The sequence below is a fragment of the Oleiagrimonas sp. MCCC 1A03011 genome, from assembly GCF_003267965.1.
Taxonomy (GTDB): Bacteria; Pseudomonadota; Gammaproteobacteria; order Xanthomonadales; family Rhodanobacteraceae; genus Oleiagrimonas; species Oleiagrimonas citrea.
In genome coordinates this window covers 33,811-59,389 of sequence record NZ_MSPY01000004.1, presented here as the reverse complement: position 1 = coordinate 59,389, position 25,579 = coordinate 33,811, and the positions used below count along the sequence as shown (strand labels likewise).

Here is a 25,579-nt window from a genome sequence, read left to right as displayed (position 1 = left end):
ATCCGGCAAGCGGGCGCCTTGTCGGGTGGCGCTGTCCGCCTTGCGGCTGTGAATATCGGGCAAGCGGGTTCATGGTCAGGCGGGCGGCGTCCGTCTTGCGGCGACGCGCTGCGGGCGAGGCAGACGTGTCAGTCGCGGCGAGGCGCCGGCCGGGCTTGCGCCAGCAGTTGATCGAGCTGGTTGGCGAAGGCTTGGCGGTCGCGGGTGCCGAGTGCGGACTGGCCGCCGGTGTCGATGCCGCTGGCGCGCAGGGTGTCCATGAAGTCGCGCATGTTCAGGCGTTCGCGGATGTTTTCCGCGGTATAGCGTTCGCCGCGCGGGTTCAGGGCCACGGCGTCCTTGGCGACGACTTCGGCGGCGAGCGGGATGTCAGCCGTCACCACCAGATCGCCGGCGGCCACGCGGCGCACGATTTCGTTGTCGGCGACGTCGAAGCCCGGCTCGACCTGGATCGCGCGGATGTTGCGCGCGGGCGGTACCTTCAGCCAGCGGTTGGCGACCAGTGTCAGTTCGACGCCCGTGCGTTCGGCGGCGCGGAAGAGAATGTCGCGGATGACGACGGGGCAGGCATCGGCGTCGACCCAGATGCGCATCGCGATCAGTCGGAGACGGGCAGGCTGCGCAGGTCGATGCCGTCGGCGTCGACCCGCAGCACGGAACCCTGCTCGTACCAGTCGCCGAGCACGATGCGCTGCGCGTGGCGGCCGTCGAGTTCGAGGTCGTGCACAGCCGGGCGGTGCGTGTGCCCGTGGATGAGCTGGATCACGCCGGCGTCGCGCATGGCGGCTTCGACGGCGTCCTGGTTGACGTCCATGATGGTCTCGCCGGTGCTGCCGGTGTGCGCCTGGCTTTCGGCGCGCGACTTGGCCGCCAGCGCGCGGCGCGCTTCCAGCGGTGTGGCCAGCACCTGCGCCTTCCACTCCGGTGTGCGCACGTTGGCGCGCACCTGCTGGTAGACGGTGTCGTCGGTGCACAGCAGATCACCGTGCATCAGCAGCGTCGGTGTGCCGTACAGGTCGTGCACGGTGGGATCGTCCAGCAGGGTCAGGCCGGCGCGTTCGGCGAAGGCCTCGCCGAGCAGGAAGTCGCGGTTGCCGTGCATGAAATACACCGGCACGCCCGCTTCCCGCACGGCGCGGGTGGCGCGGGCGATGCGCGCGGGCAGTTCGGCGTCGTCGTCGTCGCCGATCCAGGCCTCGACGAGGTCGCCCAGGATGTACAGCGCGTCGGCGCCGCGCACTTCGTCGCTGGCAAGATACTGCTCGAACAGCGCGGTGATGTGCGGCCGGCTGTCGTCGAGATGCAGGTCGGAAATGAACAGGGTGCTCATGCGGATGTCTTCTTCGCCGTGGCTTTGTCGGCCTTGGGCGCGTTCGCGGCCGAGGCGGCCTTGGCCGGTGTCGCTGCGCTGGCGTTGCTGGCGGGCTGGTCCTCGCCGATTACCTTCGCGCTCTCGATGATGACCAGCGGCTTGGGCACGTCGCCGGCGAACGGGCCCTGCGGATGCGTGGGCAGCTTGGCGATCTTGTCGACCACGTCCATGCCCTGGATGACCTTGCCGAACACGGTGTAGCCCCAGGTCAGGCCGCTCTGGTCGCTGGTGTAGTCCAGACGGCGGTTGTCGACCAGGTTGATGAAGAACTGTGCGGTGCCCGAGTTCGGGTCCGCGCCGCGCGCCACGGCGATGGTGCCGCGCAGGTTGGACAGGCCGTTGTCCGCCTCGGCCTGTACCGGTGCGCGGGTGCGCTTGGGCGTCAGTTCGCGTGTGTACAGGCCGCCCTGGATCAGGTAGCCGTCGATGACGCGGTGGAACACCGTGCCGTCGTAGAAACCGTCACGCACGTACTGCAGAAAGTTGGCCACGCTCTTGGGCGATTTGTGCGGGAACAGCTCCAGGGTGATGTCGCCCATGCTGGTGTGGATCCGCACTTCGGGATTCGGCGCCGGGGTCCCTGCGGCCGAGGACGACGCCGGTGCGGGGTTGTCCTGTTGTGCGCAGAGCGCCGGCGACAGCAGCAGAAAGGCGAGGGCGATCAGGATTCTTTGCATGGCGTGGAATCGTTCGGTCGGATGCAGCGGAGCGGTCATGATACCCGCCGTGCGCGGTGTGCGCGTGGTCGGCGCGGCAGACGTTCAGGCGCGGTCGGCATGGATGTCCAGGCGGAGGCCCAGTTCGGCCATGTACGAGGCTTCGCGCTCCAGATCGGTGGCGGTCAGCGGATGTCGTTGCAGCCAGGCGGGAGGCAGATGCAGGTCGATGCGATCGTTTTCGGCGTGCAGGCGCAGGGGCGGCAGCTTCTGTTCGCGGCGCGCGCGGCGCAGCAGCACGGCGAGGCGCAGCAGGGCGGCGATGCGTCGGGCCAGTGTGCGGTAGCGCACGGGCAGGGCGTCGAACAAGGCGACGTCCGGTTTGCGGCGATGGCCCTGCACGATGGCGGCCAGCAGTTCCTGTTCCTGGCGCGAGAAACCGGCCAGGTCGGCGTGGCGAAGAATGTATCCGGCGTGGACGTGATGCTGGCTGTGCGCGATCGACAGGCCGATCTCGTGCACGCGCGCCGCCCAGCTCAGCCACTCGCGCTCGCCGGGGTGGAAGTCCCAGCCGGCGGCGGCTTGTTCGAACAGCTGCAGCGCGGTGTCCTCGACGCGCTCGGCTTGGGCAGTGTCGACGGCGTAGCGCGCGGCCAGCGAGCGGATGCTGGCGATGCGCGGGTCGCGGTCGCTGCTGCGGCCGACCAGATCCCACAGCACGCCTTCGCGCATGGCGATCTCGCAGACCTGTAGGCGGCGGATGCTCAACGCGCGGAAAGCGGCTTCGAGAATGGCCACGCCGCCGGCGATGATTGGCGCGCGCTCGGCGCTGAGACCGGGCAGGTCGATGGCGTCGATTCGACCCGCTTCCAGCAGGCGATCACGTAGAACTGCCAGGTGTTCGATGCGCACGCCGTCGTCGGACAGCTTCATGTTCTGCACGATGGTGCCAATGGCCTTGGCGGTGCCGGACGAGCCGATGGTCTCGTTCCAGCCCAGTTCGCGGTAGTCGGCGGCAAACTGCTGGAGCTGCAAGCCAATCTCGTCCTGCGCGCGCTGCCAGCGTGCGGCGGTCAATGCGCCGTCGGGGAAGAAGCGCAGCGTCGAGGCCACGCAGCCGACCTGGATGCTTTCGGTCTGCAGCGGTTCGAGGCCGCGGCCGATGATGAATTCGGTGCTGCCGCCGCCGATGTCGATCACCAGCCGGCGCTGCTTCGAGCGCGGCAGGCCGTGGCTGACGCCGAGGAAGATCAGGCGGCCTTCCTCGCGGCCGGAGACGACTTCCACCGGCTGGCCGAGTGCCTGTTCGGCCTGCTCGAGAAAGCCTTCGGGGTCGGCCAGCTGGCGCACGGCATTGGTGGCGATGGCGCGGACGTGCGCGCCGGGAATGCTGGCAATGCGCTGGCCGAAGCGTGCCAGACAGTCCTGCGCGCGCTGCAGGTAGTCGGGATCGAGCGCGCCGTCGCTGCGCACGCCGGCAGCCAGCCGCACGCTGTCGCGCACGCGATCGATGATGCGCGGCGTGCCCTTGTCGTAGCGCGCCACGACCAGATGGAAGCTGTTCGATCCGAGGTCGGCGGCGGCCAGCAGGTCGCCGTCGTGGAGGCTGTCGCCGGTTTCGCTCACGAGCCGTTCCTTGCGTTCACCGCTGGGATGATGACACGGCGGCGGTCGAAGCTGCAGATCCGGCAGTCAGAGCAGGGGCGCCAGCAGCGCCTTCTGCGCGCTGTGCGGCGGCGCATCGCCGGGTTCGGTGCGCGTGTAGCGGCCGTCCGAGTTGAGCAGCCACGCCTGGGTGTTGTCCTGCAGATAGTTGACCAGCGCTTCGTCGTAGACGCGCTGCGCCAGCTCCGGGTCGAGGATCGGGAAGGCGACCTCGATGCGATGGCGCAGGTTGCGTTCCATCCAGTCGGCGCTGGAGCAGTACAGCTCCGGTTCGCCGCCGTTGCCGAACCAGTACACGCGGCTGTGTTCGAGGAAGCGGCCGACGATGGAACGCACGCGGATGGTCTCGGAGATGCCGGGCAGTCCCGGGCGCAGCGTGCAGGCGCCGCGCACGATCAGGTCGATCTCGACGCCGGCGCAGGACGCCTTGTACAGCGCCTCGACCACGCTGGGCTCGTTGATGGCGTTCATGCGCGCGATGATGCGCGCGGGCTTGCCGGCGTGGGCATGCGCGATCTCGCGGTCGATGCGTTCGAGCAGGCCCTGGTGCAGGCTGAAGGGCGATTGCAGCAGGCGCTTGAGCCGGGCCATCTGTCCAAGGCCCGACAGCTGCTGGAAGATGTTGTGCATGTCCTCGCCGATCTCGGGATGCGCGGTGATCAGCGACAGGTCCGTGTACACGCGCGAGGTGCCGGTGTGGTAGTTGCCGGTGCTCAGGTGCGCGTAGCGGCGCAGGCGGCCTTCCTCGCGGCGCACGATCAGCAGCATCTTGGCATGGGTCTTGTGGCCGACCACGCCGTACACGACCTGCACGCCGGCTTCCTGCAGGCGTGTGGCCAGTTCGATGTTGGCCGCTTCGTCGAAGCGTGCGCGCAACTCGACCACGACGGTGACGTCCTTGCCGTTGCGCGCGGCCTGCACCAGCAGGTCGATCAGCGGCGACTCGATGCCGACGCGGTACAGGGTCTGCTTGATCGCCAGCACCTGCGGGTCCTGCGCGGCCTGGCGCAGCAGTTCGACCACGGTCTGGAAGGCGTCGTAGGGCTGGTGCAGCAGGATGTCACGATGCGCCACGGCCTCGAACAGGCTGGTGTGCTGGGCCAGGGCCGGCGCCAGGCGCGGGGTGAACGGCGCGAACTTCAGGTCCGGCCGCTCGATCATGTCGTAGATGGCGATGACACGGTTCAGGTTGACCGGGCCGTCGCAGCGGTAGACGTCGTGTTCGCCGAGGCCGAAGTTGGCGGTCAGCAGGTCGGTGATCGGCTTCGGGCAGTCGCTGGCGATTTCCAGTCGCACCGGCATGGCGTAGCCGCGTCCGGCCAGTTCCTCGGACAGCGCGGAGGCCAGGTTCTCGACTTCGTCCTCGTCGACGATCAGCTCGCTGTTGCGGGTGACGCGGAACTGGTACGAACCCTTGACCTCGAAGCCGGGGAACATGTCATCGGCGAAGTGGTGCAGCAGGCCGGACAGGAACACGAAATCGTGCGGTCCGCCGGCGACTTCGTCCGGCAGGCGGATGATGCGCGGCAGCGAACGCGGCGCGCGTACCAGCGCCATGTGACCTTCGCGACCGAAGGCGTCGCGGCCTTCCAGCGTCACGGCCAGGTTCAGGCTCTTGTTGAGGATGCGCGGGAACGGGTGCGCCGGGTCCAGACCCAGCGGCGACAGCACCGGCAGGATCTCGTTCTGGAAGTAGCCCTTCAGCCAGCGCTGCTGCTTGTCGCTCCAGTCGCGACGGCTGACGAAGCGAATGCCCTCGGCCTCCAATGCCGGGAGCAGTTCCTCGTGCCAGACCACGTACTGCTCGGCGGTCAGCTCCAGCGCGCGTTCGCGGATCTGGTCCAGCACCTCGCGCGCGGCCATGCGGTCGGGGCCGGGGATGGCGTCGCCGAACGCGTAGTGATGACGCAGCGCGGCCACGCGCACCTCGAAGAATTCGTCGAGGTTGGTGTTGGTGATGCACAGAAAGCGCAGGCGTTCGAGCAGCGGCACGTCCGGGTCGCGCGCCTGCGCCAGCACGCGGAAATTGAATTCCAGCGCGGCCAGTTCGCGGTTGATGTACAGCTCCGGCTGCAGCAGATCGGGCGCGGGCTTGGAGTGGGCGTGTTCGGGCGAGGCGTTCACGGCGGAATCCTGGCGGCTCGGGTCCATGATAGACCCGGGATGATGACGAGGGGATGGCGCGCCGTTCAGGCGTCCATGCGCACCGGTTTGAGCAGGCGCATGGAACCGAACAGGCAGCTGAAGCGCGAACCCTGGCCCGGCTCGCTCTCGATGTGCAATTGTGCCTGATGGCGGTTCAGCACGTGCTTGACGATGGACAGGCCCAGGCCGGTGCCGCCGGTGTCGCGCGAGCGGCTGGACGAGACGCGGTAGAAGCGTTCGGTCAGGCGCGCCAGGTGATTGGCGGGAATGCCGTAGCCGGTGTCTTCGACGGTGAAGCGCGCGCCGTCCTCGGTGCGTTCCCAGATCAGCGTGATGCGGCCCTGCGTGGGCGTGTAGCGCACGGCGTTGGAGACCAGGTTGGAGAACGCGCTGTGCAGCTCGCGCACCGAACCGTACAGGTCGGTCTCGGTGCGTTCCTGCAGTTCGATGTGGTGGCGGCCGTGGCTCAGCGCGAGGGCCTCCTTGCGCAGCGTGGCCAGCAGCGGACGCATGGCGACGTGTTCTTCCTGCAGCGGCTGGTGCGTTTCCAGGCGCGACAGCATCAGCAGGTCCTCGACGATCTGGCCCATGCGTTCGGACTGCACGCGCATCTCGGCGATCACCGGTGCCAGTTCCGGCTGTTCGCCGGGGTCGAGCAGTTCGAGGTAGCCGTGGATCACGGTCAGTGGCGTGCGCAGTTCGTGCGAGACGTTGGCGACGAAGTCCTGGCGGACCTGCTCCAGACGCATCAGGTCGCTGATGTCGCGGCCGAGCATGAGCCGCTGGTGCTGGCCGAACGGCATCATCACCATGCCCAGGCGCAGCGCCGGGCGGTTGGGCGCGGGCACGTCGTTGAGCGGTTCCCTGGCGCCGCTCTCCAGCCACGGCCCCAGCGTGCTTTCGCGCAGGCGTTCGATCAGCGGCACGCCGCGGTCTTGCGGGCGGCGCAAGCCGAGCAGATCCTCGCTGGCGTGATTGAACCAGCGGATGCGGCCCTCGCCATCGAGCAGCACCGCGGCGTCGGGCAGGGCAGCGGCGGCGCTGCGCAGATCGCGCAGCTGCAACGACAGGCGCCGCGAACGCATGCGCAGGCGCTCATAGCGGGCGTCGGGGATGAAGCGGTTGTTCTCGACGGTGACGGCCAGCCGGTACACGCGCACCAGAAGCACGATGATCGCGATCAGCGCCGCCAGCGTCAGGCACAGCAGCGTCTGGCCGATCGCCGCGCCGAGCAGGCCGGCCAGCAGCAGGCTGCCGCCGACGGCGAGCACGGTCGTGGTGAACCCCGGTGCGGACACAGCGCGCTTCACGTTACACGTTGCAGGAGAAACGGTAGCCGGCGCCGCGCACGGTCTGCACCAGGCCGTCCAGCTGCCACGGCTCCAGCGCCTTGCGCAGGCGGCGGATATGCACGTCCACGGTGCGTTCCTCCACGTAGACGCTGCCGCCCCAGACGTGGTCCAGCAGCTGCGAACGGGAGTAGACGCGCTCGGGGTGGGTCATGAAGAAGTACAGCAGGCGGTACTCGGTCGGGCCGATGCGGACCGGTTCCTCGCCGGCGAACACACGGTGCGCGGGGCCGTCCAGGCGCAGGCCGCCGATCTCGATCATGCCGGCCTCGTCGTCGCCGTGGCTGCGGCGCAGCACGGCCTTGATGCGGGCGATCAGTTCGCGGGTCGAGAACGGTTTGACCACGTAGTCGTCGACGCCGGCCTCCAGACCGCTGACGCGGTCCATCTCCTCGCCGCGCGCGGTGAGCATGATGATCGGCACCTCGCGGGTCAGTTCTTCGCGTCGCAGTCGACGGGCGAATTCCAGGCCGCTGGTGCCGGGGAGCATCCAGTCCAGCAGGATCAGGTCCGGCACCGTGTCGGCGATGGCCAGGTGAGCGGCCTGCGCGTCTTCGGCGTGAATCGGTTCCATGTCCGCCTTGCGGACAGCGAATGCCACCATCTCGCGGATGGAGGCTTCATCTTCGACGATCAGGATGCGCTTGTGCACGCCTCGTTCCCTGCCTTGTTGGGCTGTGACACGATTATTGCAGCGTCCCAGTGTTACCGGGCGATGACAACCCGGTTCATCCGCATGTCAGACTGAAACATAACTGCGATGCGGAGCCTTCCTTGCTGCGATCCGGCAGCGAATGACTGCCATCGTCGCGGTCGGGAGTGTCGACCTTGCGTTTGCGCAGTTCCAGCAGAAGGGGCGTCAACTGGGCGATGTGCGCGTTGATGCGTGCGCGCTGGTAGTAGTCCAGGTTCGGGCGGTCCAGCAGGCGGCGGAATTGCTGCATGGCGTCGAAGGGGCGTCCGGACAGGTAGCTGGCGTAGGCGAAGGCTTCGCCGGCGCGGATCGGCATGCCGGCTTTCTCGCTGGCGCGCGCGTAGCTGGTGAACAGGTCCGGGTCCTCGCTGTCGTCCAGCATCGGACGCAGCATGTCCTCGGCCTTGCGCGCCTGCTTCTGCGTGCCAGCCTGGGTCAGCGCGTGGGCGTAGGCCATGGCGATGGCGTGGTCGTCCGGCGCGTTCGCGGACAGGGCCGCGTAGAGATCGAACGCGGCGGCGTGCTCGCCGTTCTGGAATTCCGCCTGGGCCAGTGCCAGGCGCAGCGTGGTGTTGCCCGGATGCTGTTTCAGCAGCGGCTGCAATTGGCGGATGGCCTTCGCCGGCTGGCCGGTCTGGATCAGGGTCAGCGCGTAGCCGTAGCGGTTGGAGGGTGTGTCGAAGCCCGGACGCGAGAAATTGCCGGCGTAGTAGTCCAGCAGCTTGTTGGGGTCGCCGCTGAGCACACGGACACGCTCGCGCATGAGCTTGAACAATGACAGTCCCGCGATGCCTTTGTGACCGTTCGATGTCGGTCGGGCAGTCAGCGTGCTCGGGTCCTTCACGAACGGCAACGGCACGGTGCTGTTCTCCAGCGCGGCGCGGTTCAGCGTGGGATGAGGCTGCTTCTTCATCTGCTGTTCGAGCGTACGCGCGCGGGCGCGGGCATCGCTGATGCGCGAGGCGGTGACCGGGTGGGTCTGCAGCAGTTCGGGCACGGAGACCCCGCCGCTGCCGGGACGCAGCGTGTCCTCCATGCGCTGGAAGAAGTCGGCCATGGCCTCCGGGTCGTAGCCGGCGCGCGCCAGGGTCTGGATGCCGACGCGGTCGGCCTCGGCCTCGTCGGAGCGGGTGAAGTTGATCTGCCGCTGCGCGATCAGGCCCTGACCGCCGGCCAGAACGGCCATGCCGGCATCGCCACTGTTGTGGCCGGAGGCGCCGGCGGCGATGGCGCCGAGCAGCACCAGCGCCATCAGCGGCGCATCCTTCTTCGAGGCCTCGAAGGCGCGTTCCAGATGATGCTGCGAGATGTGGCCGATCTCGTGCGCCATCACGCCGGCCAGTTCGCTCTCGTCCTGGGCGATGGTAATCAGACCGGCGTTCACGCCAATGTAGCCGCCGGGCGCGGCGAAGGCGTTGATTTCCTTGTCGCGGACCACGAAGAACGTGAACTTCTGCTTCGGATCGTCGCTGGCGGCGACCAGGCGGTAGCCGACACTGTTGAGGTATTCGTTGGCCTGCGGGTCGTCCAGCACCATGTGCAGCGCGCGCATCTGATGCAGCATCGCGGAGCCGTACTGCGAGGCCTCCTGCGGCGAGATCAGCGCACCGGCGGAGCTGCCCAGATCCGGCAGACGCACGTCGCGATTCTGCGCCCCGGCGGCGAAGCTGAGGCTGGCGATGAACAGGGCGAGCAGCGGAGAGCGTAGGGACATGTACGGTCGCGAAGGTCGTGAACGGGCCGGGCGTGCCGCGAACGGCGCGGGTTGTCCTGATGTTCGACCACGATACCCCACGCCCGGTTCACCGGCCAGCAGGAGCCGTGTTGCCGGTTCACCCTTGTTAATCGGCCACGATATCCGCATCTTGTGTGCTTTCGAGTCCGAACCGAGGAACCTTGCGAGATGCCTGACATCCAGATGTACACCACGGCCGTGTGCCCGTACTGCGTCGCGGCCAAGAACCTGTTGAAGTCCAAGGGGCTGGAATGGCAGGAAATCCGCATTGATACCGATCCGGCGCGTCTGAGCGAGATGCTGGAACGCAGTTCCGGCCGCCGCACCGTGCCGCAGATTTTCGTCAACGGCGCACACGTGGGCGGTTTCGATGATCTCGCCGCCGCTGATCGCAGTGGCAAGCTGGCGACCCTGCTGGAACCGGATGCATGAGCGGCAAGAACGACGAATTCGCGGATTTTCGCGAACGCATGAATCAGCGCATCCTGGAGCAGGACAACCAGGTTGTGAAGCGCTTCTTCTCGCTGGATTCGCAGACCTACCGCGACGGCGCGCTGGACGTGAAGACCAAGGAAATGCTCGGCCTGGTCGCCTCGATGGTGCTGCGTTGCGACGATTGCATCCGCTATCACGTCAACCAGGCGCATGCGGCCGGCGTCACCCGCGACGAGTTCTTCGAAGTGTTCCAGGTCGGCCTGGTGGTGGGCGGATCGATCGTGATTCCGCACCTGCGGCGGGCCGTGGATGCACTGGACGAACTGGAGCAGGGCGGCGCCGAATCCTGAATGTCGGCGCGCGTTCACGCAAGCACGCTATAATGGGCGGCTGATGCCGCGCGCAGCAGGCAACTCCCCCGCCTGCCGCACTCCGTTACGCGCGGTCCCATGTCGCAACCACGCGCGTGACGGCGCGTCGTCAAGGAGTTTCCCATGAGCAAGACCATTGCCGTGATTCGAGGGGACGGTATCGGCCCCGAAATCATGAACGCCACCCTGCGCGTCCTCGACGCCCTGGACTGCGATCTGAACTACGAGTTCGTCGAGGCCGGCATGGAGGCGCTGGACAAGCACGGGGAACTGCTGCCGACCGCCACGCTGGACACCATCGCCAAGCACAGCATCGCGCTGAAGAGCCCGCTGACCACGCCGGTCGGCGGCGGCTTCTCGTCGATCAACGTGCAGCTGCGCCGTCATTTCGACCTGTACGCCAACGTGCGTCCGGCGATCAGCTTCCCGGGCACCAAGGCGCGCTTCGAGAACATCGACATCATCACGGTGCGCGAGAACACTGAAGGCGCCTACCTGGCCGAGGGTCAGACCCTGTCCGAGGACGGCGAGACCGCTTCCTCGATGATTCGCACCACGCGCCGCGGCTGCAACCGCATCGTGCGCTACGCCTTCGAGATGGCCAAGAGCAAGGGCCGCAAGAAGGTCACCGCGGTGCACAAGGCCAACATCATGAAGACCACCTCGGGCCTGTTCCTGAACGTGGCGCGCGAGATCGCCAAGGAATATCCGGACATCGAGTTCAACGAGCTGATCGTCGACAACACCTGCATGCAGCTGGTGATGCGTCCGGAGCAGTTCGACGTGATCGTCACCACCAACCTGTTCGGCGACATCATCTCCGACTTGTGCGCCGGTCTGGTCGGCGGCCTGGGCCTAGCCCCGGGTTCCAACATCGGCGCCGAGGCGGCGATCTTCGAGGCCGTGCACGGTTCGGCCCCCGACATCGCCGGCAAGGGCGTGGCCAACCCCAGCGCGCTGCTGCTGGCGGCGGCCGACATGCTTGACCATCTGGGCATGGCCGAGAAGGGCACCAAGATCCGCACCGCCATCCGCGAGACTCTGGCCGCGGGCGACCGCACCACACCGGACCTCGGCGGCACCGGCACCACGGACAGCTTCGCCGATGCGCTGGTGGAGCGCGTCACCGCCTGAAGCCGACGCGCTGCGTGAACATGAAAAGGCCGCGGTTCGTTACCGCGGCCTTTTTCGTGCCTGCTCTCCGACTGTTTCGAAAAACCACTCTTGCATGTCATCCCGGCGAAAGCCGGGACCCAGTGACTATTGCGCGAGGCGGCAAGGCGCTGGATTCCTGCTTGCGCAGGAATGACGGCCGTAGGAAGTGCCCGTGGTGCGACCGCAGGAGGTGCCTCTGGTACGCGACCGTAGCAAGCGTCCGTGGCACGGATGCTCCCCGTCAATCAGCCGGGGCGTCAGGCGAACATCCCCGGGCGGTAGTCGCCGCCGCGCGTGGCGGCCGCGATATTGACCCGGTTCCAGCTGTTGATGAGCGTGATCAGCAGCGTCAGATCAATCAGTTCACTCTCGTCAAAGTGTGCGCGCACGGTTTCGTACAGCGCATCGGGCACCGCATCGTGACCCAGTTGCGTCAGCGCCTCGCACCAGGTCAGCGCCGCACGCTCGCGCGGGCTGTACAGGTCCGTGTCGCGCCAGGCGGGAAGCAGGTGCAGACGCTGTTCGGTCTCGCCGGCGTTGCGCGCGTCCTGGGTATGCATGTCCAGGCAGAACGCGCAGCCGTTGATTTGCGAGGCGCGGGCGAGGACGAGTTCGGTGAGCGGCGCTTCCAGTGTGCCGGTACGGATATTCCGGCCCAGCGTGAGCAGGGGCGCGAGTGCGTCGAGATGATCGCGGATGGCGAAGCGGGGCATGGGGGACTCCTTGCGGGGTGGGCGGTCGCAACGGACCGTTCAGTGCAAGGACGCCGCCGCCGTCGGTTTCGTGACCGCCCGCAGGCGCGCGAGTTTGTCGGGGTGGCGCAGGGCGTGGATCGCGCCGATGTGTTCGCCGTCGGCCTCGATGTCGATCCAGGTGGCCGTGACCAGCTGTCCGTCGATCCAGGTCAGCAGGGCGGGCAGGCCATTGAGTGTGGCGAGTTCGTAGCGCGGACGCTGCGCGCCGATGTTGCGTGCGATCTGCCGGTACAGCCGCGCCAGACGATCCGCGCCGCACAGTGGTCGCCGCGTGGCGCTGGCGCGTCCGCCGCCGTCGGCGATGTGCACGGCGTCTTCGGCGAATAGTGCGCGCAGCGTGTCCAGATCGGGCTGTTCCAGCGCCGCCACGAAACGTTGCAGCAGACGCCGCTGTGTATCCGCATCGACCTGGAAGCGCGGACGTCCCTCGCGCAGCCGCGTCCGCGCGCGGTGCACGCGCTGACGGCAGGCGGCCTCACCGATCCCCAGCATGGCGGCGGTCTCGGCATGGCTGTAGTCGAACACCTCGCGCAGCAGAAACACCGCGCGCTCCTCCGGCGCCAGACGTTCGAGCAGCAGCAGGAACGACAGCGTCAGCGTCTCGTCGCGCTCGATGCGCTCGTCCGGCGATCCCGTGTCCATCCTCGCCGGCTCGGGCAGCCAGGGTCCGGTGTAGCGCTCGCGCTCCGTCCGCGCGCGCCGCAGCCGATCCAGCGCCAGCCGCGTGGTCACTGTGACCAGCCATGCTTCGGCATCGTCCAGCGCCGACACCTTCTGCGCATGCCAGCGCAGCCAGGCTTCATGCAGCACGTCTTCCGCATCGACCGGTGTACCGAGCATGCGATACGCCAGCCCGAACAGGCGCGGGCGGAACTGCTGGAATTGGGCGGTCTTCGGGTCCATGGACGATTCTCGGTGCGAACATACCGCAAGGACGCGCGAGTCGGTGGAGTTGTGACTGGAACCGGGAGGCCTGGTCTTGGCGATCTCGTGGGTGAAGGTTGGGCTCCGATGGCTGTCCATGAACCGCGTGCGAAACCCCTTTTGGCCATGGACCACAAGTTGGACATCGCGCGTCACACTTTGTCGGCGCCGCCGTGAAGAAGAGCGGCTGGCTTGCCGGTCCTGTGCGTGCTGTAAAAGATGTGCCGGCCATTGGCGTCCGCGGAATTCGCATCGGGCTGGCGGCGGTCACTGCGGCATTCGCGTTGGCGGCTTTCAAGAAATCGCGTCGGGACATACCGTCCCCACCTGACATCGAACAGGCTTGCGGCGATGATCCTGCGCTGCTGGCCGCAGTTGGTTCAGAACCCGTCTGTGAGCAGCGCATCCAGTTGCGCGAACTGCTCGGGCAGGCCTTCCGCCGAGCCGGCGATGGCTTCTTCGAGGGCCGCCTTCGTCGGGTAGCGTTCGTGGAAGGTGACGTGCGTCTTGCCGGCGTCTTCCTCGAACGTCACCGTGGTCACGGCGCCTTCGTCGCTTTCTTCGTTCGTCCAGACGATGCGCTCGTTCGGCGTCACTTCCTTGTACGTGCCGAAGAACGCCATCGGTTGATCGGACATCGGGTGGCGGAACACCAAGCGATACGTGCCCCCGGTGCGCACATCCATCTCGCACGAGAGCAGTGTCAGGCCCGCCGATGTTGGCACCCACCAACGCTGGAACAGTTCGGCCTTGCTCCACGCCTGGAAGACGAGGTGCGCCGGGGCATCGAAGGTTCGAGTCACCACGAGTTCGAGGTCGGATTTGCGTTCCACGACCGTGCGGTGCTTGGCGGCGTGGCTGGCTTGTTTACGTTCGGACATCTGCCTTCTCCTTGTGTTTCAACTGTTCGACAATTTCGTCCAGCGCATCGAAGCGTGCGCTCCACAATTCGCGGTGCCGCTCGATCCAGGCGGCTTCCTCTTCCAGCCGGTAGCGTCCGAGCTTGCAGGTTCGCACGCGCCCGATCTTCTCCGTGGTCACCAGTCCCGCCTTCTCCAGGACGCTGACGTGTTTCTTCATGCCCGTGAGGGTCATCTCGAACCGTTGCGCCAGATCGCTGATGGAGGCGTCCGAATGACCGAGTTGTTCCAGCACCCCGCGTCGCGTGACATCGGAGAGTGCGGCGAAGGTGGCGTCGAGGCGGGCTTTATGGTGAACCATGTGGTTCACTGTATGCCGCTCATCGTTGATTTGCAAGAGGGGCCTCGCAGGTGCGAATCCCACGATATCTCTCTTCGGCTATGGACCTAGACGGGCGCATGCACGGCGTGGGCGATGTTCCGCCCGACGGTCCGGTGATCGGCCTCGCAGACGACAACGTGGTCGATCCTGATGTGCTGTTCCAAGCGGTCATTTTCATGCTCGACCATCAGAGTGCGGCGGCGCGTTTGGGTCCGCCGTGGCCACGAGCTTTCACCGCCGATGACCACGGGCTTTCAGGCTTAGATGCGAGCGGCGTCACAGGCGGCTTTCCGATGGTTGCTCGAGCGCGTCATGTATCGATTCGATGCGCTTGATACAGGCGGAAAGGCTGTGGTTCGTCATCACGGCCATGCCGCGGTCCTGCACGCGCGCAAGGTCGCGAGCGCATGCACAGGCAAGATGCTCAGGCCGGAGCGATCAGCTGATCGAACACGCCCGCGAGCAAATGGACCAGGTCGTCTTCATCGGCGTTTGCCAGCGGGGGCAGCGCGATCATCTGCCGCATGACCTGGAAGCCCGCGATCACCGCCAGGATCAACGCCGCGCGCTCGGCCTGCCGTTTCCCGTGCAGCGCGCGGGTGACGGTTTTCAGATGGTGCGTGCTGATCTTCTCGCGACCGATGTCGGCGGCCTCGGCACTCGATGCCGAGTGCAGCGTGATCAGGAAGCCATCGACTGGCGTGACATCGGCACGGGTCATCTTCACCAGGGCTTCTGCCAGGGCATGGCCGGGACGGGGGTGATCCATGATGCCGCCAGCGATCAGGCTGCCCTGGGTCATGGTCTGCTCCACGACTTCCGCGAACAGATGTTCCTTGGAGCCGAAATAGCGGTTCACCATCATCGCCGTGACGCCGGCGCCTGCCGCGATCTCCCGCAGCCCGGCGCCGTCGTAGCCGGACGCGGAGAAGGCCTTGCGCGCGGAAACCAGGATCGCCTCGCGGGTGGCTTCGGCGTCTCTGCGTCGCGGTGTCGCGGTGTTTCCGGGGGATGTGTTCATGGCTGAAGTATACGCCCGTAGACATGTTTCGCAAACGCATGTATACAGATGTATACAAACTCGTTTGGATCACTGAATCCCCGGTGAGGCGGGTTGGAGAACAGGAAGCATGAACATCACGGTTCTGGTCACCGGCGGCACGGGTTTCATCGCGCAGCACTGCATCCTCGCGTTGCTCGAAGCGGGCTATCGGGTGCGAACCACGGTGCGTACGATGACGCGTGAAAGTGAAGTGCGGCAACAGCTGAACGTCGGCGGAGCCGAGCCGGGCGAGCGTTTGTCCTTTGTCGAAGCCGACCTCGTATCCGACGAAGGTTGGAGCGAGGCGGTCGCAGGTTGCAGTTATGTCCTGCACGGTGCCTCGCCTACGCCGACCGGTACGCAGACGTCCGAAGACGAATGGGTCCGGCCGGCGGTCGACGGCAATCTGCGCGTATTGCGTGCGGCGCGGGACGCGGGCGTCAAGCGGGTCGTCCTGACCTCGGCCTTCGGTGCGATCTGCGCGGGTCATGGTGACATGGAGCGGCCGTTCGACGAGACCGACTGGAGCGACCTGACGGCCGACAACGTCTGGCCGTATCAGAAATCGAAGACGCTCTCCGAGCGTGCCGCATGGGATTTCATCGCGCGCGATGGCCGGGGGCTGGAACTGTCGGCGGTGAACCCGACAGCCGTTCTCGGTCCGGTGCTGGGCGCGGATTACGCGCATTCCATCCGTCTGATCAAGAACCTGTTGGAAGGGCAGCCGGGCAGCCCCAGGATCAACAGCGGTTTCGTGGACGCGCGCGATGTGGCGGACCTGCATGTGCGCGCCATGACTGCACCGGAGGCGAACGGTGAACGCTTTCTGGCGATCGCTGGCGAGAGTCTCTGGCTGTCCGATGTCGCCAAGGTGCTGAAGCAGCGGATGGGCGATGCAGGGCGAAACGTGGATACACGCGAGTTGCCGGATGCGGTGATCCGTGAGGGGGCCGTGAAGGATCCGACACTACGCGGCGCGTTGCCGTTGCTGGGGCGCAACCTGAATGCCACCAGCGAAAAGGCGATACGGCTGCTCGGCTGGTCGCCGCGCCCGCGCGAGGAAGCGATCGTGGCGACGGCGGAGAGTCTGGTGCGTCTGGGTTTGGTCCAGGGGCTCGATTCGGCCGCGGGTGAGCCTGATGCCAAGGCCGCGAAGTAATCCTTGCCGGAGCTTCTGCGTAAGAAGGCTTGCGGAAATCGCTCGCCCCTCGATCCGGGGCGGTCGATTCGATGATCGGTGGCGATACCGGATTCGGAGCGTTATCGAACTCGCCGACGTCGTGCTGAGCAACCTTGCCGGAAGAGCCGCCGCACGGATGCCAGCATCAGGTTACCGGGAAATGTCCGGCACCGTGACGGCCGCCGCCGTCACGGTGCCGGGGCGGGTCAGGGATTCTTGCCCAGATCGATCATCGGCAAGGTGCCCTTGCCGCCGACCACCTGCGGCATCACGCCGTTCCAGTGCTTGATGCCGTAGTAGCGCACGTACTGCGGGTTGGTGCGCAGGGCGTCGCCGACGGTCTTGATGGCCTTGGCCTGGGCGTTGGCTTCGAGGATGGTCGATTCGGCTTCGCCCTTGGCTTGGGCGATGCGCGCTTGCGCCTCGGCAGTGGCGGTGACGGTTTTCTGCTCGCCTTCGTATTTCTTCTGCAACACGGTGTTCTGCGCACGCACGGCGTCGGCCTTGGCCTTGACCGCGGCTTCGACCGAGGCGACGAACACCGGCGAATACTTGATGCCGGTCAGCTGCACATCGATCACCTGGATGCCGAACAGCCGACGCAGGGCCTCGGAAATTTCCGACTTCATCTTGGCGCTGATCTTGGCGCGCTCGTCGGAGATGTTCAGCGTGTTGTACTGCGCGAACGCCGCCAGCGCGCGGTCGCGGACGACCGGCAAGATGGTGTCGTCGATGTCGACGTTGCCGGACCGGCCCACGTGATAGAGCAGGTTAAGCACCGAAGCGCTGGGGATCTCGTAGATCACGCTGATGCTCAGTTCGACCGACTGGTTGTCGTTGGTGTAGACCGACAGGTTGTTGAGCGTGTACACGCTGCGTGAGGTCTGCAGGCGGTCGACGTCTTCCAGGAACGGCACCTTGAAGTGCAGGCCGGTATCCAGCGGCTGCTTGGTGATGACCGTGCCGCCGAGCCAGCGCACGCCGGCTTCGTCGCTGGGCTTGACCACGAAGAAGCTGTTGTAGAGCAGGATGACGACGATCAGCGCGATCGCGAGCTTGCCGACCGGCAGCTGACTGCCGACTCGGCGAAGTGGTTGAGACATGGCGTTGAACTCCTTGCTTGGGGCTTCAGGACGAAGACCCACCCCCTGGCGACCGGCACCGTGCCGGCCTCAGCCGCGAACCATATCAGGCGTTGCGAGCACGCGTCTGCGCGGCACCCTGGCACGATGCCAGTGAAAGGGTTTCCGGTGGCGTGCCCGGCACGACCGGTTCGCGATGTCCGCACAGCCGCCAGACCAGCCAGAAGGCCAGCGCGGAGGCGCTGCCCAGGGCGCCGAAGCCGAATGTGCTGGTGAGAAATTGTCTCCAGCCTGCGCGAGTCGGTATGCCATTCACGACGTAGTCGACCATGCGATGCCCGTCCCATGCGCTGAAAGACATGCCGCCGCCGGGATGGTAGGGCCATCCCAGCAGTGCGATGGGTATCGCGGCGAGCAGAAAACCACTGAACAGCGCCGACCACCAGCGCACGCAACCGCGCCCTTTCAGGATGAGAAACGTGGGCAGGCCCAGAACGAGGATCCAGGCCAATGCCAAGATGAAGGCCAGGCATGCCGCGTCGCTTTCGATGCCGAACAGAAGCGCCGGGACGGCGGCAGCGGCCAGTATCGCGAGCAGCGTGCTTACAAAAGTACGCAGATGCTTCATTTCGCGAAGAGCCGGCCGCGATCGGCAAACGCCTTGAACTCCAGCGCGTTGCCGCAGGGATCGAACAGGAACATCGTGGCCTGCTCGCCGGGCTGACCGCGGAAGCGGATGTGCGGCTCGATCACGAAGTCGGTGCCGGCATCGCGCAGGCGTTCGGCCAGCGTCTCCCAGGCGGCCATGTCCAGCACCACGCCGAAGTGCGGCACCGGCACGTCGTCACCGTCCACGGCGTTGCGGTGCGGCGTCGCCTGCGGTGGGGCGAGATGCGCGACGATCTGGTGGCCGAAGAAATTGAAGTCGACCCAGTGCTCCGAACTGCGGCCCTCGGGGCAGCCAAGCAACTCGCCGTAGAACGCGCGGGCCTGTGCCAGCGAAGTCACCGGGAAGGCGAGGTGGAATGGTGGCCGTTCCCCGTGCGTGGATGCCGCGCCGGTTGTTACAGCGGACGCGGGTGTGCGGGAAACCGGTGTGGTGCGCTCTTCAACCATGCGTCACCCGAGGGTCTTGGTCATGAATATTCGGCTCGTGCCCGGCGGGTCGCAAGGCACCTCGCCGAAGGCCTGCCAGCCGTGGCGGCGGTAGAAGTCGGGCGCCTGGAAACTGATGGTGTAGAGCACGCCCGCCTTGCAGCCGCGGCGTTTCGCTTCCGCTTCGGCCATCTGCAGGATGCGGCTGCCTAGGCCACTGCCGCGAAGCGATACGGGCAGGTGGAACAGGTCCACGAACAGCAGGCCCAGCGAGGTTCGCCCGGTCAGGCCGCCGAGGACGTCGCCGCTCTCCGGGTCCTTGACCAGCACGGCCAGTGGCCTGCGATCCTCGATGTCGGTCGCGTCGGTGTTGAACCGGTCCAACTGCTCGGAAATCAGGTCGATCTCGGCGCTGCTCGGCGTGTCGGTCAAGATCAGTTCGGGAGCGCGGGACACGGCATCACATCCTTATGGTTCGGTGGCCGGGTTCAGCCACGGAAGGGCCACGGCGCCAGGAAGATCAGCCACAGCACGATCAGGATCAGCGCGTACTTGCTCAGCCGGAAAGCGCGCGGCCAGCGCTTCTTCAGCGATTTGCTGCGCTGCCCGACGCTGTGGTTGAACGCGTACAGCCGGTTGATGATGCCGGTGCTGTCGCTTTCCTCGTTGGGCGAGGCGGTGATGCGGCCCATGAAAGCGCTGACGCGCTTGTTGATCGCTTCCATCACGCGCGTGCGCAGCGGGCGGACCACGTCGCAGAACAGGATCACGCGGGTCTGGTCGGTCTTGTTCTCGGCCCAGTGCACGTAGGTTTCGTCGAACACCACGTCCTCGCCGTCGCGCCAGGCGTGGACCTGACCATCGACGAAGATGCGGCAGTCGTCGGAGTTGGGCGTGATCAGGCCTAGGTGATAACGCAGCGAGCCGGCGAACGGGTCGCGATGCGGGTTGAGCTTGCTGCCTGGCGGCAGCAGCGCGAACATCGCCGCCTTCACGTTGGGCAGGCGGTTGAGCAGTTCCACGGTGTGCGGGCACAGCGCCTCGGCCGAGGGCAGCGCCTCGCCGTACCACTTCAGGTAGAACCGCTTCCAACCCTGCTTGAAGAACGAGTTGAAGCTGGCGTCGTTCTTCTTTTCCGCGGCGCGGATGAAGCCCTGGTCGAACAGGTGCGCGGCCTCTTCGCGGATGCTGCGCCAGTTGTCCTTCAGCAGGTCCAGTTGCGGAAATCCGGCGCGGTCGAGAATCGGCGTGGCCGGCACCGCGGAGAACGCGTACATCAGCAGGTTGTACGGTGCGAAGAGCGCCGAGTGATCCACCAGCTGGCGGTCGAAGCGCAGCTTCGCGCGACCGCGCAGGTGCACCAGCAGCACGCACAGCACGAAGACGGCGAGAATCAGGAAGATGATGAGGCGCGGGGTCACGGGCGTGGCCTGAAAATGCGGATATCCGCGTTCATTTTACGCCTGCTGCCGGTGTGCGGATACGGCTGCGACGTTGTGGAAGCTTGGATACGTTCGAGCACGCTGGTTGGGTGTTGGTTGATCCAGGATGCCATTCCCGCGGAAGCGGGAACCCGGTGCCTGCATCGGAGGCGCTGGGTCCCGGCTTTCGCCGGGATGACGACGGTGGGCCTGTTGTGTTGTTGGCTGTTGCTTGGTGCTGAAGCTTTTGATGATGCAGCGTTAGCGGGTGGGGTTGTTGCAGTCGAACATACTGGCGTGATGTTTTGTTGCCCTGCCGTCATTCCCGCGGAAGCGGGAACCCAGTGACTTGCATCGGAGGCGCTGGGTTCCGGCTTTCGTCGGGATGACGGTGGTGGGGTTTATTGGGCTATTGGTGGTCGCTCTCGTTTACAGCGCCTCGGCCGCGAAGTCCGCCAGGCGCGAGCGCTCGCCGCGACGCAGGGTGACGTGCGCCGAATGCGGCCAGTCCTTGAAGCGGTCGACGGCGTAGGTCAGGCCCGAGGTGGTCTCGGTCAGGTACGGTGTGTCGATCTGCTCGACGTTGCCCAGGCAGACGATCTTGGTGCCGGGGCCGGCGCGCGTGATCAGCGTCTTCATCTGCTTTGAGGTCAGGTTCTGCGCCTCGTCGATGATGAGGTAGCGGTTGAGGAAGGTGCGTCCGCGCATGAAGTTCAGCGAGCGGATCTTGATGCGCGAGGCGAGCAGGTCGTTGGTCGCCGCGCGGCCCCAACTGCCGCCTTCCTCGCCGTCGGTGAGCACTTCGAGGTTGTCGGTCAGCGCGCCCATCCAAGGCGTCATCTTCTCTTCCTCGGTGCCGGGCAGGAAGCCGATGTCCTCGCCGACCGAGACCGTGGCGCGGGTCATGATGATTTCGCGGTAGCGCTGCTGGTCCATCACCTGCGCCAGGCCCGCGGCGAGGGTGATGAGGGTCTTGCCGGTGCCGGCATTGCCGAGCAGGGTGACGAAATCGATCTCCGGGTCCATCAGCACATTCAGCGCGAAGTTCTGTTCGCGGTTGCGCGCGGCGATGCCCCAGACGCTGTGGCTGGCGTGCGTGTGGTCGTTCATCAGCACCATGCGCACCTTGTCGTCGGCGACCTCGAACACGCGCATCTCGACGCTGTTTTCGCCGGGCAGGTACAGGCACTGGTTGGGGTGCCAGCGTTCGTCTTCGGCGGGCGCGACCTCGTACCAGGTCTGCCCCTTCTCGGTCCACGAGCGCAATTCGGGATGGCGGTCCCAGAAGTCCTCGGGCAGTTCGGTGGAACCGGTGTAGAGCAGGGCGAAATCGTCCAGTGCGCGGTCGTTCTCGTAGTCCTCCGCGTGGATGCCGGCAATGGTCGCCTTGATGCGCAGGTTGATGTCCTTGGTGACCAGCGCGACGGATGCGTCCGGGTGCTGCTCGCGGACTTCCTCCACGGCGGAGAGGATCTGGTTGTCCGCCTTGCCGTGGGTGCGTTCGGAGCGATGCTGGAAGTACAGACGGCCGACCTTGTTGTCGCGACGCAGGTTCAGGCCCTCGGGACTGCTCAGCTCCAGGCCGCCGGCGATGCCGCTGCCGTTGCCGCGTTCGATCAGTTCGTTGAGGAAACGGCTGGCCTGACGCGCGTTGCGGGCCACTTCCGAGCCGCCTTTCTTCTTCTCGTCCAGCTCCTCCAGCACGGTCATGGGGATGAACACGTCGTGTTCCTCGAAGCGGAACAGGGCGGTCGGGTCATGCAGCAGCACGTTGGTGTCCAGGGCGTAGATGCGCTTGCCTCGGGTCATGCACGAACCTCGCTTGGGTCGGAAGATGGACAGCACCACGCCGCCCGGCCGCGGCGGCAACCGCGGCAGGCGACGGGTCGGAAAGAGCGGATAGTCACTTCGTGGGCACTTCGTCCAGCACGGCCTGAGCATGGCCGGGGACCTTCACCTTGCGCCATTCGTGTTGCAGTTTGCCCTTCGGGTCGATCAGGAAGGTGCTGCGCACCACGCCCATGTGGACCTTGCCGTAGAGATTCTTCTCGTGGATCACGTCGAAGGCCTTGCACCAGGTTTCGTCCGGATCGGAGATCAGCGGGAACGGCAGTTCGTGCTTGGCGGCGAAGTTGGCGTGCGACTTGACCGAATCGCGCGACACGCCGACGACTTCGGCGCCGCGGCGCTTGAACTTGGCGTACAGGTCGCGGAAGTCCTTGGATTCGTTGGTGCAGCCCGGGGTGTTGTCCTTCGGGTAGAAGTACACCACCACCCACTTGCCGCGAAGGTCCTTCAGCGACAGCGTGCCGCCGTCGCCGGTGGGGCCTTCGAGTGCGGGGGCGGTCTTGCCGACTTCGATCATTGCGTGCTCCTTGATACGGCGTGGAAGGTCAGAATTTCACCGGGTCCATGATGGCATCGAGGTTGAGGCGGTCGCACAGTTCCAGGAAGTCGTCGCGCAGGGTCGCGATGTGGCTGTCGGCGGGAATGCCGATGGTGATCTGCGCTTGGAACATGCCGGCGCCGGTCTGCATGGCCTGGTAGCGCATCGAGGTCAGCTGCTCGATGCTGATGCCGTTGCGGGTGAAGAACTCGATCACGTCGGCCAGCACACCGCTGCGGTCGGCGGCGATCACCTCGACCAGGTACGGCAGCAGGTGCGTCTGCGCGGCGCGCGCCTGGGTGCGGTAGTGCACCAGGTGCAGGTCGCGGTCCTCGCGGGCCAGCTTGTCGAGCGTCGTTTCCAGCTTGGCCACGGCGTCCCAGCTACCCTGCGCCAGCAGGATCACGCAGACGTCGCTGCCGAGCGTGGACACGCGCGTGTCGGCCAGATTGCATCCGGCGTCGGCGATGCGACGGACGAGGGGCATCAAGGGCGAGCGAGAGGCCGGCGAAAGCGTCTGCACGAGCAGTTGGTTGTCGCCCCCGGGGCGCTGCGTGATGCTGCGGTTCAAGACCATGGACACCTGAGTCAGCGGGCGCGGCCCGACGGCCGCGCACGGTTCGAGCTTACTTGCCCGCAACCGGAACCCGCAAGTAACATCGCCGACATTCCTTCTCAAGGTTCGCGTGTTGAAACTCAGTGGAAGCATTTGCGCCCTGGCGACGCCTTTTCGCGCCGGCGGCGAACTCGATATCGAAGCCTTCGAACGCTTGATCGAACAGCAGATCGAGGGCGGTACCCAGGCGCTCGTGGTGGCCGGCTCGACCGGCGAGGCGCACTTTCTCGAAGCCGATGAATACGATCGCCTGCTGACGTGCGCCGTGGCGCGCGTGAACGGCCGTGTGCCGGTCATCGCCGGCACCGGTGAGGCCGGAACGACGAAAACCGTTCGTCTGACTCGGCATGCGGCGGATCTGGGCGCGGATGCGGCACTGGTGGTCACACCGTACTACGTGCGTCCGACTCAGCAGGGTCTGATCCGGCATTTCAACGAAGTGGCCGATCAGGGCGGTCTGCCGGTGATCCTGTACAACGTGCCCACGCGCACGGCCTGCGACATGCTGCCGGACACGGTCGCGGCGCTGCGCGGTCACGAGCGTATCGTCGGCATCAAGGAAGCGCGCGCGGATGTCGCCCGCATTCATGCGATGGCGGAACTTGCCGGCGAGGATTTCGTCTATCTGTCCGGGGATGACGGCAGCGCCGTCGAGGCCATGCTGGCGGGCGCCGCCGGCACGATCTCGGTGGTGGTGAACCTGATTCCCGAGGCCTTCCGCGCCCTGTGCGATGCGGCGACCGATGGCGATCACGCACTGGCCCGCGAGCGGGCGCAGGCCATCCAGCCGCTGCTGCAGGCGCTGGATTGCGCGCCCAACCCGATTCCGGTCAAGGCGGGGCTGGCCACGCTGGGGCTGGGTGACGGCAGCCTGCGTCTTCCATTGCATGCGCTGGAAGATGACTCGGACCGCAAGGCCATACGCGATACACTGGCCCGTCTGACGCCTGCGGCGTTGGCGGACTGACACGACTTTCAACGGATATCCACATGAAGAAGATCCTCGTCGCCCTCGTGCTGAGCACCGTGATGCTTTCCGGTTGCGGCATGTTCCGTTCCAGCAAGGCATGGGAGAAAGCCAAGCAGGAGAACCCGCTCGAGATTCCGCCCAACATGGATCGGCCCAACGTCAGCGATGCGCTGACCATCCCGACCGTGAACGCCCAGCACGAGCAGGCCGCCGCGACGACGGTCAGCCCGAATTCGCTGCATCTGCCCAACGATGTCGACAGCGCCTACAAGCGCGTCGGCCTGGCGCTGGGCAACGGCGACATCGGCGCCATTGCCAGCCAGAGCGATGCCGAACATACCTATCAGGTGAAGATGGCGCCGAAGATGGAGCTGGGCTCGAAGCAGGGCTTCCTGCAGCGCCACTTCAGCAACACTCAGGACGCGCCCGGTTCGTCCGGATCGCCCACGTCGGGCGACAAGGCTGCGCCGACCGTCATGGTCCAGGTCAAGCCGGCCGCGGACGGTGGGAGCATCGTCAGCGCCACGGGCGATCCGCAGCAGGTCGGTCGTCTGATCGGCGCGCTGCGAGCGCGGCTGGGCGGCTGAGATCATTCGTCCGGATACGAAAACGCCGCCCATCGGGCGGCGTTTTGATTTTCGTCGCGGGGCCGGCGATCGTGCTGCTGCCGGATCAGCGCTCCAGCAGCGGAAGTTTGTTGGGCTTGTTCTCCCACTCGGCCGCGTCGGCCGGAGCATCCTTGCGTTCGGTGATGACCGGCCAGGTCTTGCACAGCTCGGCGTTGAGCTCGGTGAACGCCTCCTGTCCCGCCGGCACGTCGTCCTCGGGATAGATGGCGTTGACGGGGCACTCCGGCTCGCACAGGGTGCAGTCGATGCATTCGTCGGGGTTGATGGCCAGGAAGTTCGGGCCTTCGTGGAAGGCGTCGACCGGACAGACTTCGACGCAGTCGGTGTACTTGCACTTGATGCAGTTGTCGACAACGACGAAGGTCATGAAGTTTGCCCCGGTGATGCAGATGGTAACGACGCTTCTCAAGGAGCGCGTCCAGGGATGGACGCTTCCAGAGTGGCATCCATTGCGCGCATCCTGAAACTGGCCGCAAGAGGCTTTCAGCGGCGATCAGGGATGATCGCAAAAGTTAAGTGGCGCTCCCTACGAGACTCGAACTCGTGTTTTCGCCTTGAGAGGGCGACGTCCTAGACCGCTAGACGAAGGGAGCGCTGTAGCGCGAGGCGCGGTAGTATAACGGAAATATGCCGCCGGGCAATGCCTGATTTGCGGCCAAT

Annotated in this window: 29 protein-coding genes and 1 tRNA gene; 7 read left to right on the top strand and 23 right to left on the bottom strand. The window is 66.1% G+C overall.

Features of this window, described 5'->3' with window-relative positions:
* Nucleotides 1-128: 128 nt before the first annotated feature.
* From BTJ49_RS09595 to BTJ49_RS09560, 8 genes are all read right to left on the bottom strand, one after another.
* Nucleotides 129-593: a YaiI/YqxD family protein gene (locus BTJ49_RS09595; RefSeq protein ID WP_113065176.1), complete on the bottom strand. Its 465-nt coding sequence runs from the start codon at nt 591-593 to the stop codon at nt 129-131.
* 5 nt (nt 594-598) lie between these two features.
* Nucleotides 599-1,330: a UDP-2,3-diacylglucosamine diphosphatase gene (locus BTJ49_RS09590; RefSeq protein WP_113065175.1), complete on the bottom strand. Its 732-nt coding sequence runs from the start codon at nt 1,328-1,330 to the stop codon at nt 599-601.
* The gene (locus BTJ49_RS09585) at nt 1,327-2,049 is read right to left on the bottom strand and encodes a peptidylprolyl isomerase (protein ID WP_113065379.1); all 723 of its coding nucleotides are present in this window, start codon (nt 2,047-2,049) and stop codon (nt 1,327-1,329) included. Before BTJ49_RS09585 ends, BTJ49_RS09590 begins: the two co-directional genes overlap by 4 nt.
* An 84-nt stretch (nt 2,050-2,133) precedes the next feature.
* A complete protein-coding gene (locus BTJ49_RS09580; RefSeq protein ID WP_113065174.1) occupies nt 2,134-3,654 on the bottom strand; it encodes a Ppx/GppA phosphatase family protein in 1,521 nt (506 codons plus the stop codon).
* 66 nt (nt 3,655-3,720) lie between these two features.
* Entirely contained in the window at nt 3,721-5,817 is a 2,097-nt protein-coding gene (gene ppk1, locus BTJ49_RS09575; protein WP_240601797.1) for a polyphosphate kinase 1, read from the bottom strand.
* A 65-nt stretch (nt 5,818-5,882) separates the two neighbouring features.
* Nucleotides 5,883-6,923 carry a phosphate regulon sensor histidine kinase PhoR gene (gene phoR, locus BTJ49_RS09570; RefSeq protein ID WP_113065378.1) on the bottom strand — a complete coding sequence of 347 codons (1,041 nt, stop codon included), beginning with the start codon at nt 6,921-6,923 and terminating at the stop codon, nt 5,883-5,885.
* Between the two features lie 226 nt (nt 6,924-7,149).
* Complete coding sequence (gene phoB / locus BTJ49_RS09565; RefSeq protein WP_113065172.1) at nt 7,150-7,839, bottom strand: phosphate regulon transcriptional regulator PhoB; 690 nt, start codon at nt 7,837-7,839, stop codon at nt 7,150-7,152.
* A gap of 76 nt (nt 7,840-7,915) precedes the next feature.
* Nucleotides 7,916-9,595: a M48 family metalloprotease gene (locus BTJ49_RS09560; protein WP_113065171.1), complete on the bottom strand. Its 1,680-nt coding sequence runs from the start codon at nt 9,593-9,595 to the stop codon at nt 7,916-7,918.
* 189 nt (nt 9,596-9,784) lie between these two features.
* Here BTJ49_RS09560 and grxC point away from each other — a divergent pair, with 189 nt between their 5' ends.
* The 3 genes from grxC to BTJ49_RS09545 all read left to right on the top strand — a co-directional run bounded on the left by grxC (nt 9,785) and on the right by BTJ49_RS09545 (nt 11,556).
* Nucleotides 9,785-10,048: a glutaredoxin 3 gene (grxC, locus tag BTJ49_RS09555; protein ID WP_113065170.1), complete on the top strand. Its 264-nt coding sequence runs from the start codon at nt 9,785-9,787 to the stop codon at nt 10,046-10,048.
* On the top strand, nt 10,045-10,401 hold the full coding sequence (locus BTJ49_RS09550) for a carboxymuconolactone decarboxylase family protein (protein WP_113065169.1): 357 nt from the start codon (nt 10,045-10,047) through the stop codon (nt 10,399-10,401). The genes grxC and BTJ49_RS09550 overlap by 4 nt, the downstream gene beginning before the upstream one ends.
* Nucleotides 10,402-10,545: 144 nt before the next feature.
* Entirely contained in the window at nt 10,546-11,556 is a 1,011-nt protein-coding gene (locus BTJ49_RS09545; RefSeq protein WP_113065168.1) for an isocitrate dehydrogenase, read from the top strand.
* 278 nt (nt 11,557-11,834) lie between these two features.
* Here the strand turns inward: BTJ49_RS09545 and BTJ49_RS09540 are convergent, their stop codons facing one another.
* The 4 genes from BTJ49_RS09540 to BTJ49_RS09520 form a co-directional block, all read right to left on the bottom strand.
* Nucleotides 11,835-12,290: a carboxymuconolactone decarboxylase family protein gene (locus BTJ49_RS09540; RefSeq protein WP_113065167.1), complete on the bottom strand. Its 456-nt coding sequence runs from the start codon at nt 12,288-12,290 to the stop codon at nt 11,835-11,837.
* A gap of 39 nt (nt 12,291-12,329) precedes the next feature.
* Nucleotides 12,330-13,235: an RNA polymerase sigma factor SigJ gene (gene sigJ / locus BTJ49_RS09535; RefSeq protein ID WP_113065166.1), complete on the bottom strand. Its 906-nt coding sequence runs from the start codon at nt 13,233-13,235 to the stop codon at nt 12,330-12,332.
* Between the two features lie 401 nt (nt 13,236-13,636).
* Nucleotides 13,637-14,137, bottom strand: a complete 501-nt coding sequence (locus BTJ49_RS09525; RefSeq protein ID WP_113065164.1) for an SRPBCC family protein — start codon at nt 14,135-14,137, stop codon at nt 13,637-13,639.
* Nucleotides 14,124-14,477 (bottom strand): metalloregulator ArsR/SmtB family transcription factor, encoded by a 354-nt coding sequence (locus BTJ49_RS09520; RefSeq protein WP_113065163.1) that lies wholly within the window; start codon nt 14,475-14,477, stop codon nt 14,124-14,126. The genes BTJ49_RS09525 and BTJ49_RS09520 overlap by 14 nt, the downstream gene beginning before the upstream one ends.
* Nucleotides 14,478-14,575: 98 nt before the next feature.
* Between BTJ49_RS09520 and BTJ49_RS15515 the strand changes: the two genes are divergently transcribed.
* Nucleotides 14,576-14,833: a hypothetical protein gene (locus BTJ49_RS15515; RefSeq protein WP_146742313.1), complete on the top strand. Its 258-nt coding sequence runs from the start codon at nt 14,576-14,578 to the stop codon at nt 14,831-14,833.
* Nucleotides 14,834-14,922: 89 nt separating this feature from the next.
* Here the strand turns inward: BTJ49_RS15515 and BTJ49_RS09510 are convergent, their stop codons facing one another.
* On the bottom strand, nt 14,923-15,519 hold the full coding sequence (locus BTJ49_RS09510; RefSeq protein WP_113065161.1) for a TetR/AcrR family transcriptional regulator: 597 nt from the start codon (nt 15,517-15,519) through the stop codon (nt 14,923-14,925).
* Nucleotides 15,520-15,628: 109 nt separating this feature from the next.
* Between BTJ49_RS09510 and BTJ49_RS09505 the strand changes: the two genes are divergently transcribed.
* Entirely contained in the window at nt 15,629-16,699 is a 1,071-nt protein-coding gene (locus tag BTJ49_RS09505) for an aldehyde reductase (RefSeq protein WP_113065160.1), read from the top strand.
* 227 nt (nt 16,700-16,926) lie between these two features.
* Here the strand turns inward: BTJ49_RS09505 and BTJ49_RS09500 are convergent, their stop codons facing one another.
* From BTJ49_RS09500 to BTJ49_RS09465, 8 genes are all read right to left on the bottom strand, one after another.
* Nucleotides 16,927-17,823, bottom strand: coding sequence for a prohibitin family protein (locus BTJ49_RS09500; RefSeq protein ID WP_113065159.1), 897 nt, complete (start codon nt 17,821-17,823; stop codon nt 16,927-16,929).
* Between the two features lie 85 nt (nt 17,824-17,908).
* Nucleotides 17,909-18,430, bottom strand: a complete 522-nt coding sequence (locus BTJ49_RS09495) for a hypothetical protein (protein WP_113065158.1) — start codon at nt 18,428-18,430, stop codon at nt 17,909-17,911.
* Complete coding sequence (locus BTJ49_RS09490) at nt 18,427-18,918, bottom strand: VOC family protein (protein ID WP_343125527.1); 492 nt, start codon at nt 18,916-18,918, stop codon at nt 18,427-18,429. Before BTJ49_RS09490 ends, BTJ49_RS09495 begins: the two co-directional genes overlap by 4 nt.
* A gap of 3 nt (nt 18,919-18,921) precedes the next feature.
* Entirely contained in the window at nt 18,922-19,353 is a 432-nt protein-coding gene (locus tag BTJ49_RS09485) for a GNAT family N-acetyltransferase (protein WP_206098391.1), read from the bottom strand.
* Nucleotides 19,354-19,385: 32 nt separating this feature from the next.
* Complete coding sequence (locus BTJ49_RS09480; protein WP_113065156.1) at nt 19,386-20,318, bottom strand: aspartyl/asparaginyl beta-hydroxylase domain-containing protein; 933 nt, start codon at nt 20,316-20,318, stop codon at nt 19,386-19,388.
* 429 nt (nt 20,319-20,747) lie between these two features.
* Nucleotides 20,748-22,127, bottom strand: coding sequence for a PhoH family protein (locus BTJ49_RS09475; protein WP_113065376.1), 1,380 nt, complete (start codon nt 22,125-22,127; stop codon nt 20,748-20,750).
* 94 nt (nt 22,128-22,221) lie between these two features.
* Nucleotides 22,222-22,683 carry a peroxiredoxin gene (locus BTJ49_RS09470; RefSeq protein WP_113065155.1) on the bottom strand — a complete coding sequence of 154 codons (462 nt, stop codon included), beginning with the start codon at nt 22,681-22,683 and terminating at the stop codon, nt 22,222-22,224.
* 28 nt (nt 22,684-22,711) lie between these two features.
* A complete protein-coding gene (locus tag BTJ49_RS09465; RefSeq protein WP_240151558.1) occupies nt 22,712-23,191 on the bottom strand; it encodes an ACT domain-containing protein in 480 nt (159 codons plus the stop codon).
* A gap of 202 nt (nt 23,192-23,393) precedes the next feature.
* Here BTJ49_RS09465 and dapA point away from each other — a divergent pair, with 202 nt between their 5' ends.
* Both dapA and BTJ49_RS09455 read left to right on the top strand, forming a co-directional pair.
* Entirely contained in the window at nt 23,394-24,287 is an 894-nt protein-coding gene (gene dapA / locus BTJ49_RS09460) for a 4-hydroxy-tetrahydrodipicolinate synthase (protein WP_113065375.1), read from the top strand.
* A gap of 23 nt (nt 24,288-24,310) precedes the next feature.
* Nucleotides 24,311-24,877, top strand: coding sequence for a hypothetical protein (locus BTJ49_RS09455; RefSeq protein ID WP_113065153.1), 567 nt, complete (start codon nt 24,311-24,313; stop codon nt 24,875-24,877).
* Nucleotides 24,878-24,962: 85 nt separating this feature from the next.
* Here the strand turns inward: BTJ49_RS09455 and fdxA are convergent, their stop codons facing one another.
* Nucleotides 24,963-25,286, bottom strand: coding sequence for a ferredoxin FdxA (gene fdxA / locus BTJ49_RS09450; RefSeq protein WP_113065152.1), 324 nt, complete (start codon nt 25,284-25,286; stop codon nt 24,963-24,965).
* A gap of 150 nt (nt 25,287-25,436) precedes the next feature.
* Nucleotides 25,437-25,512: transfer RNA gene (locus BTJ49_RS09445), tRNA-Glu, on the bottom strand.
* Nucleotides 25,513-25,579 lie beyond the last annotated feature (67 nt).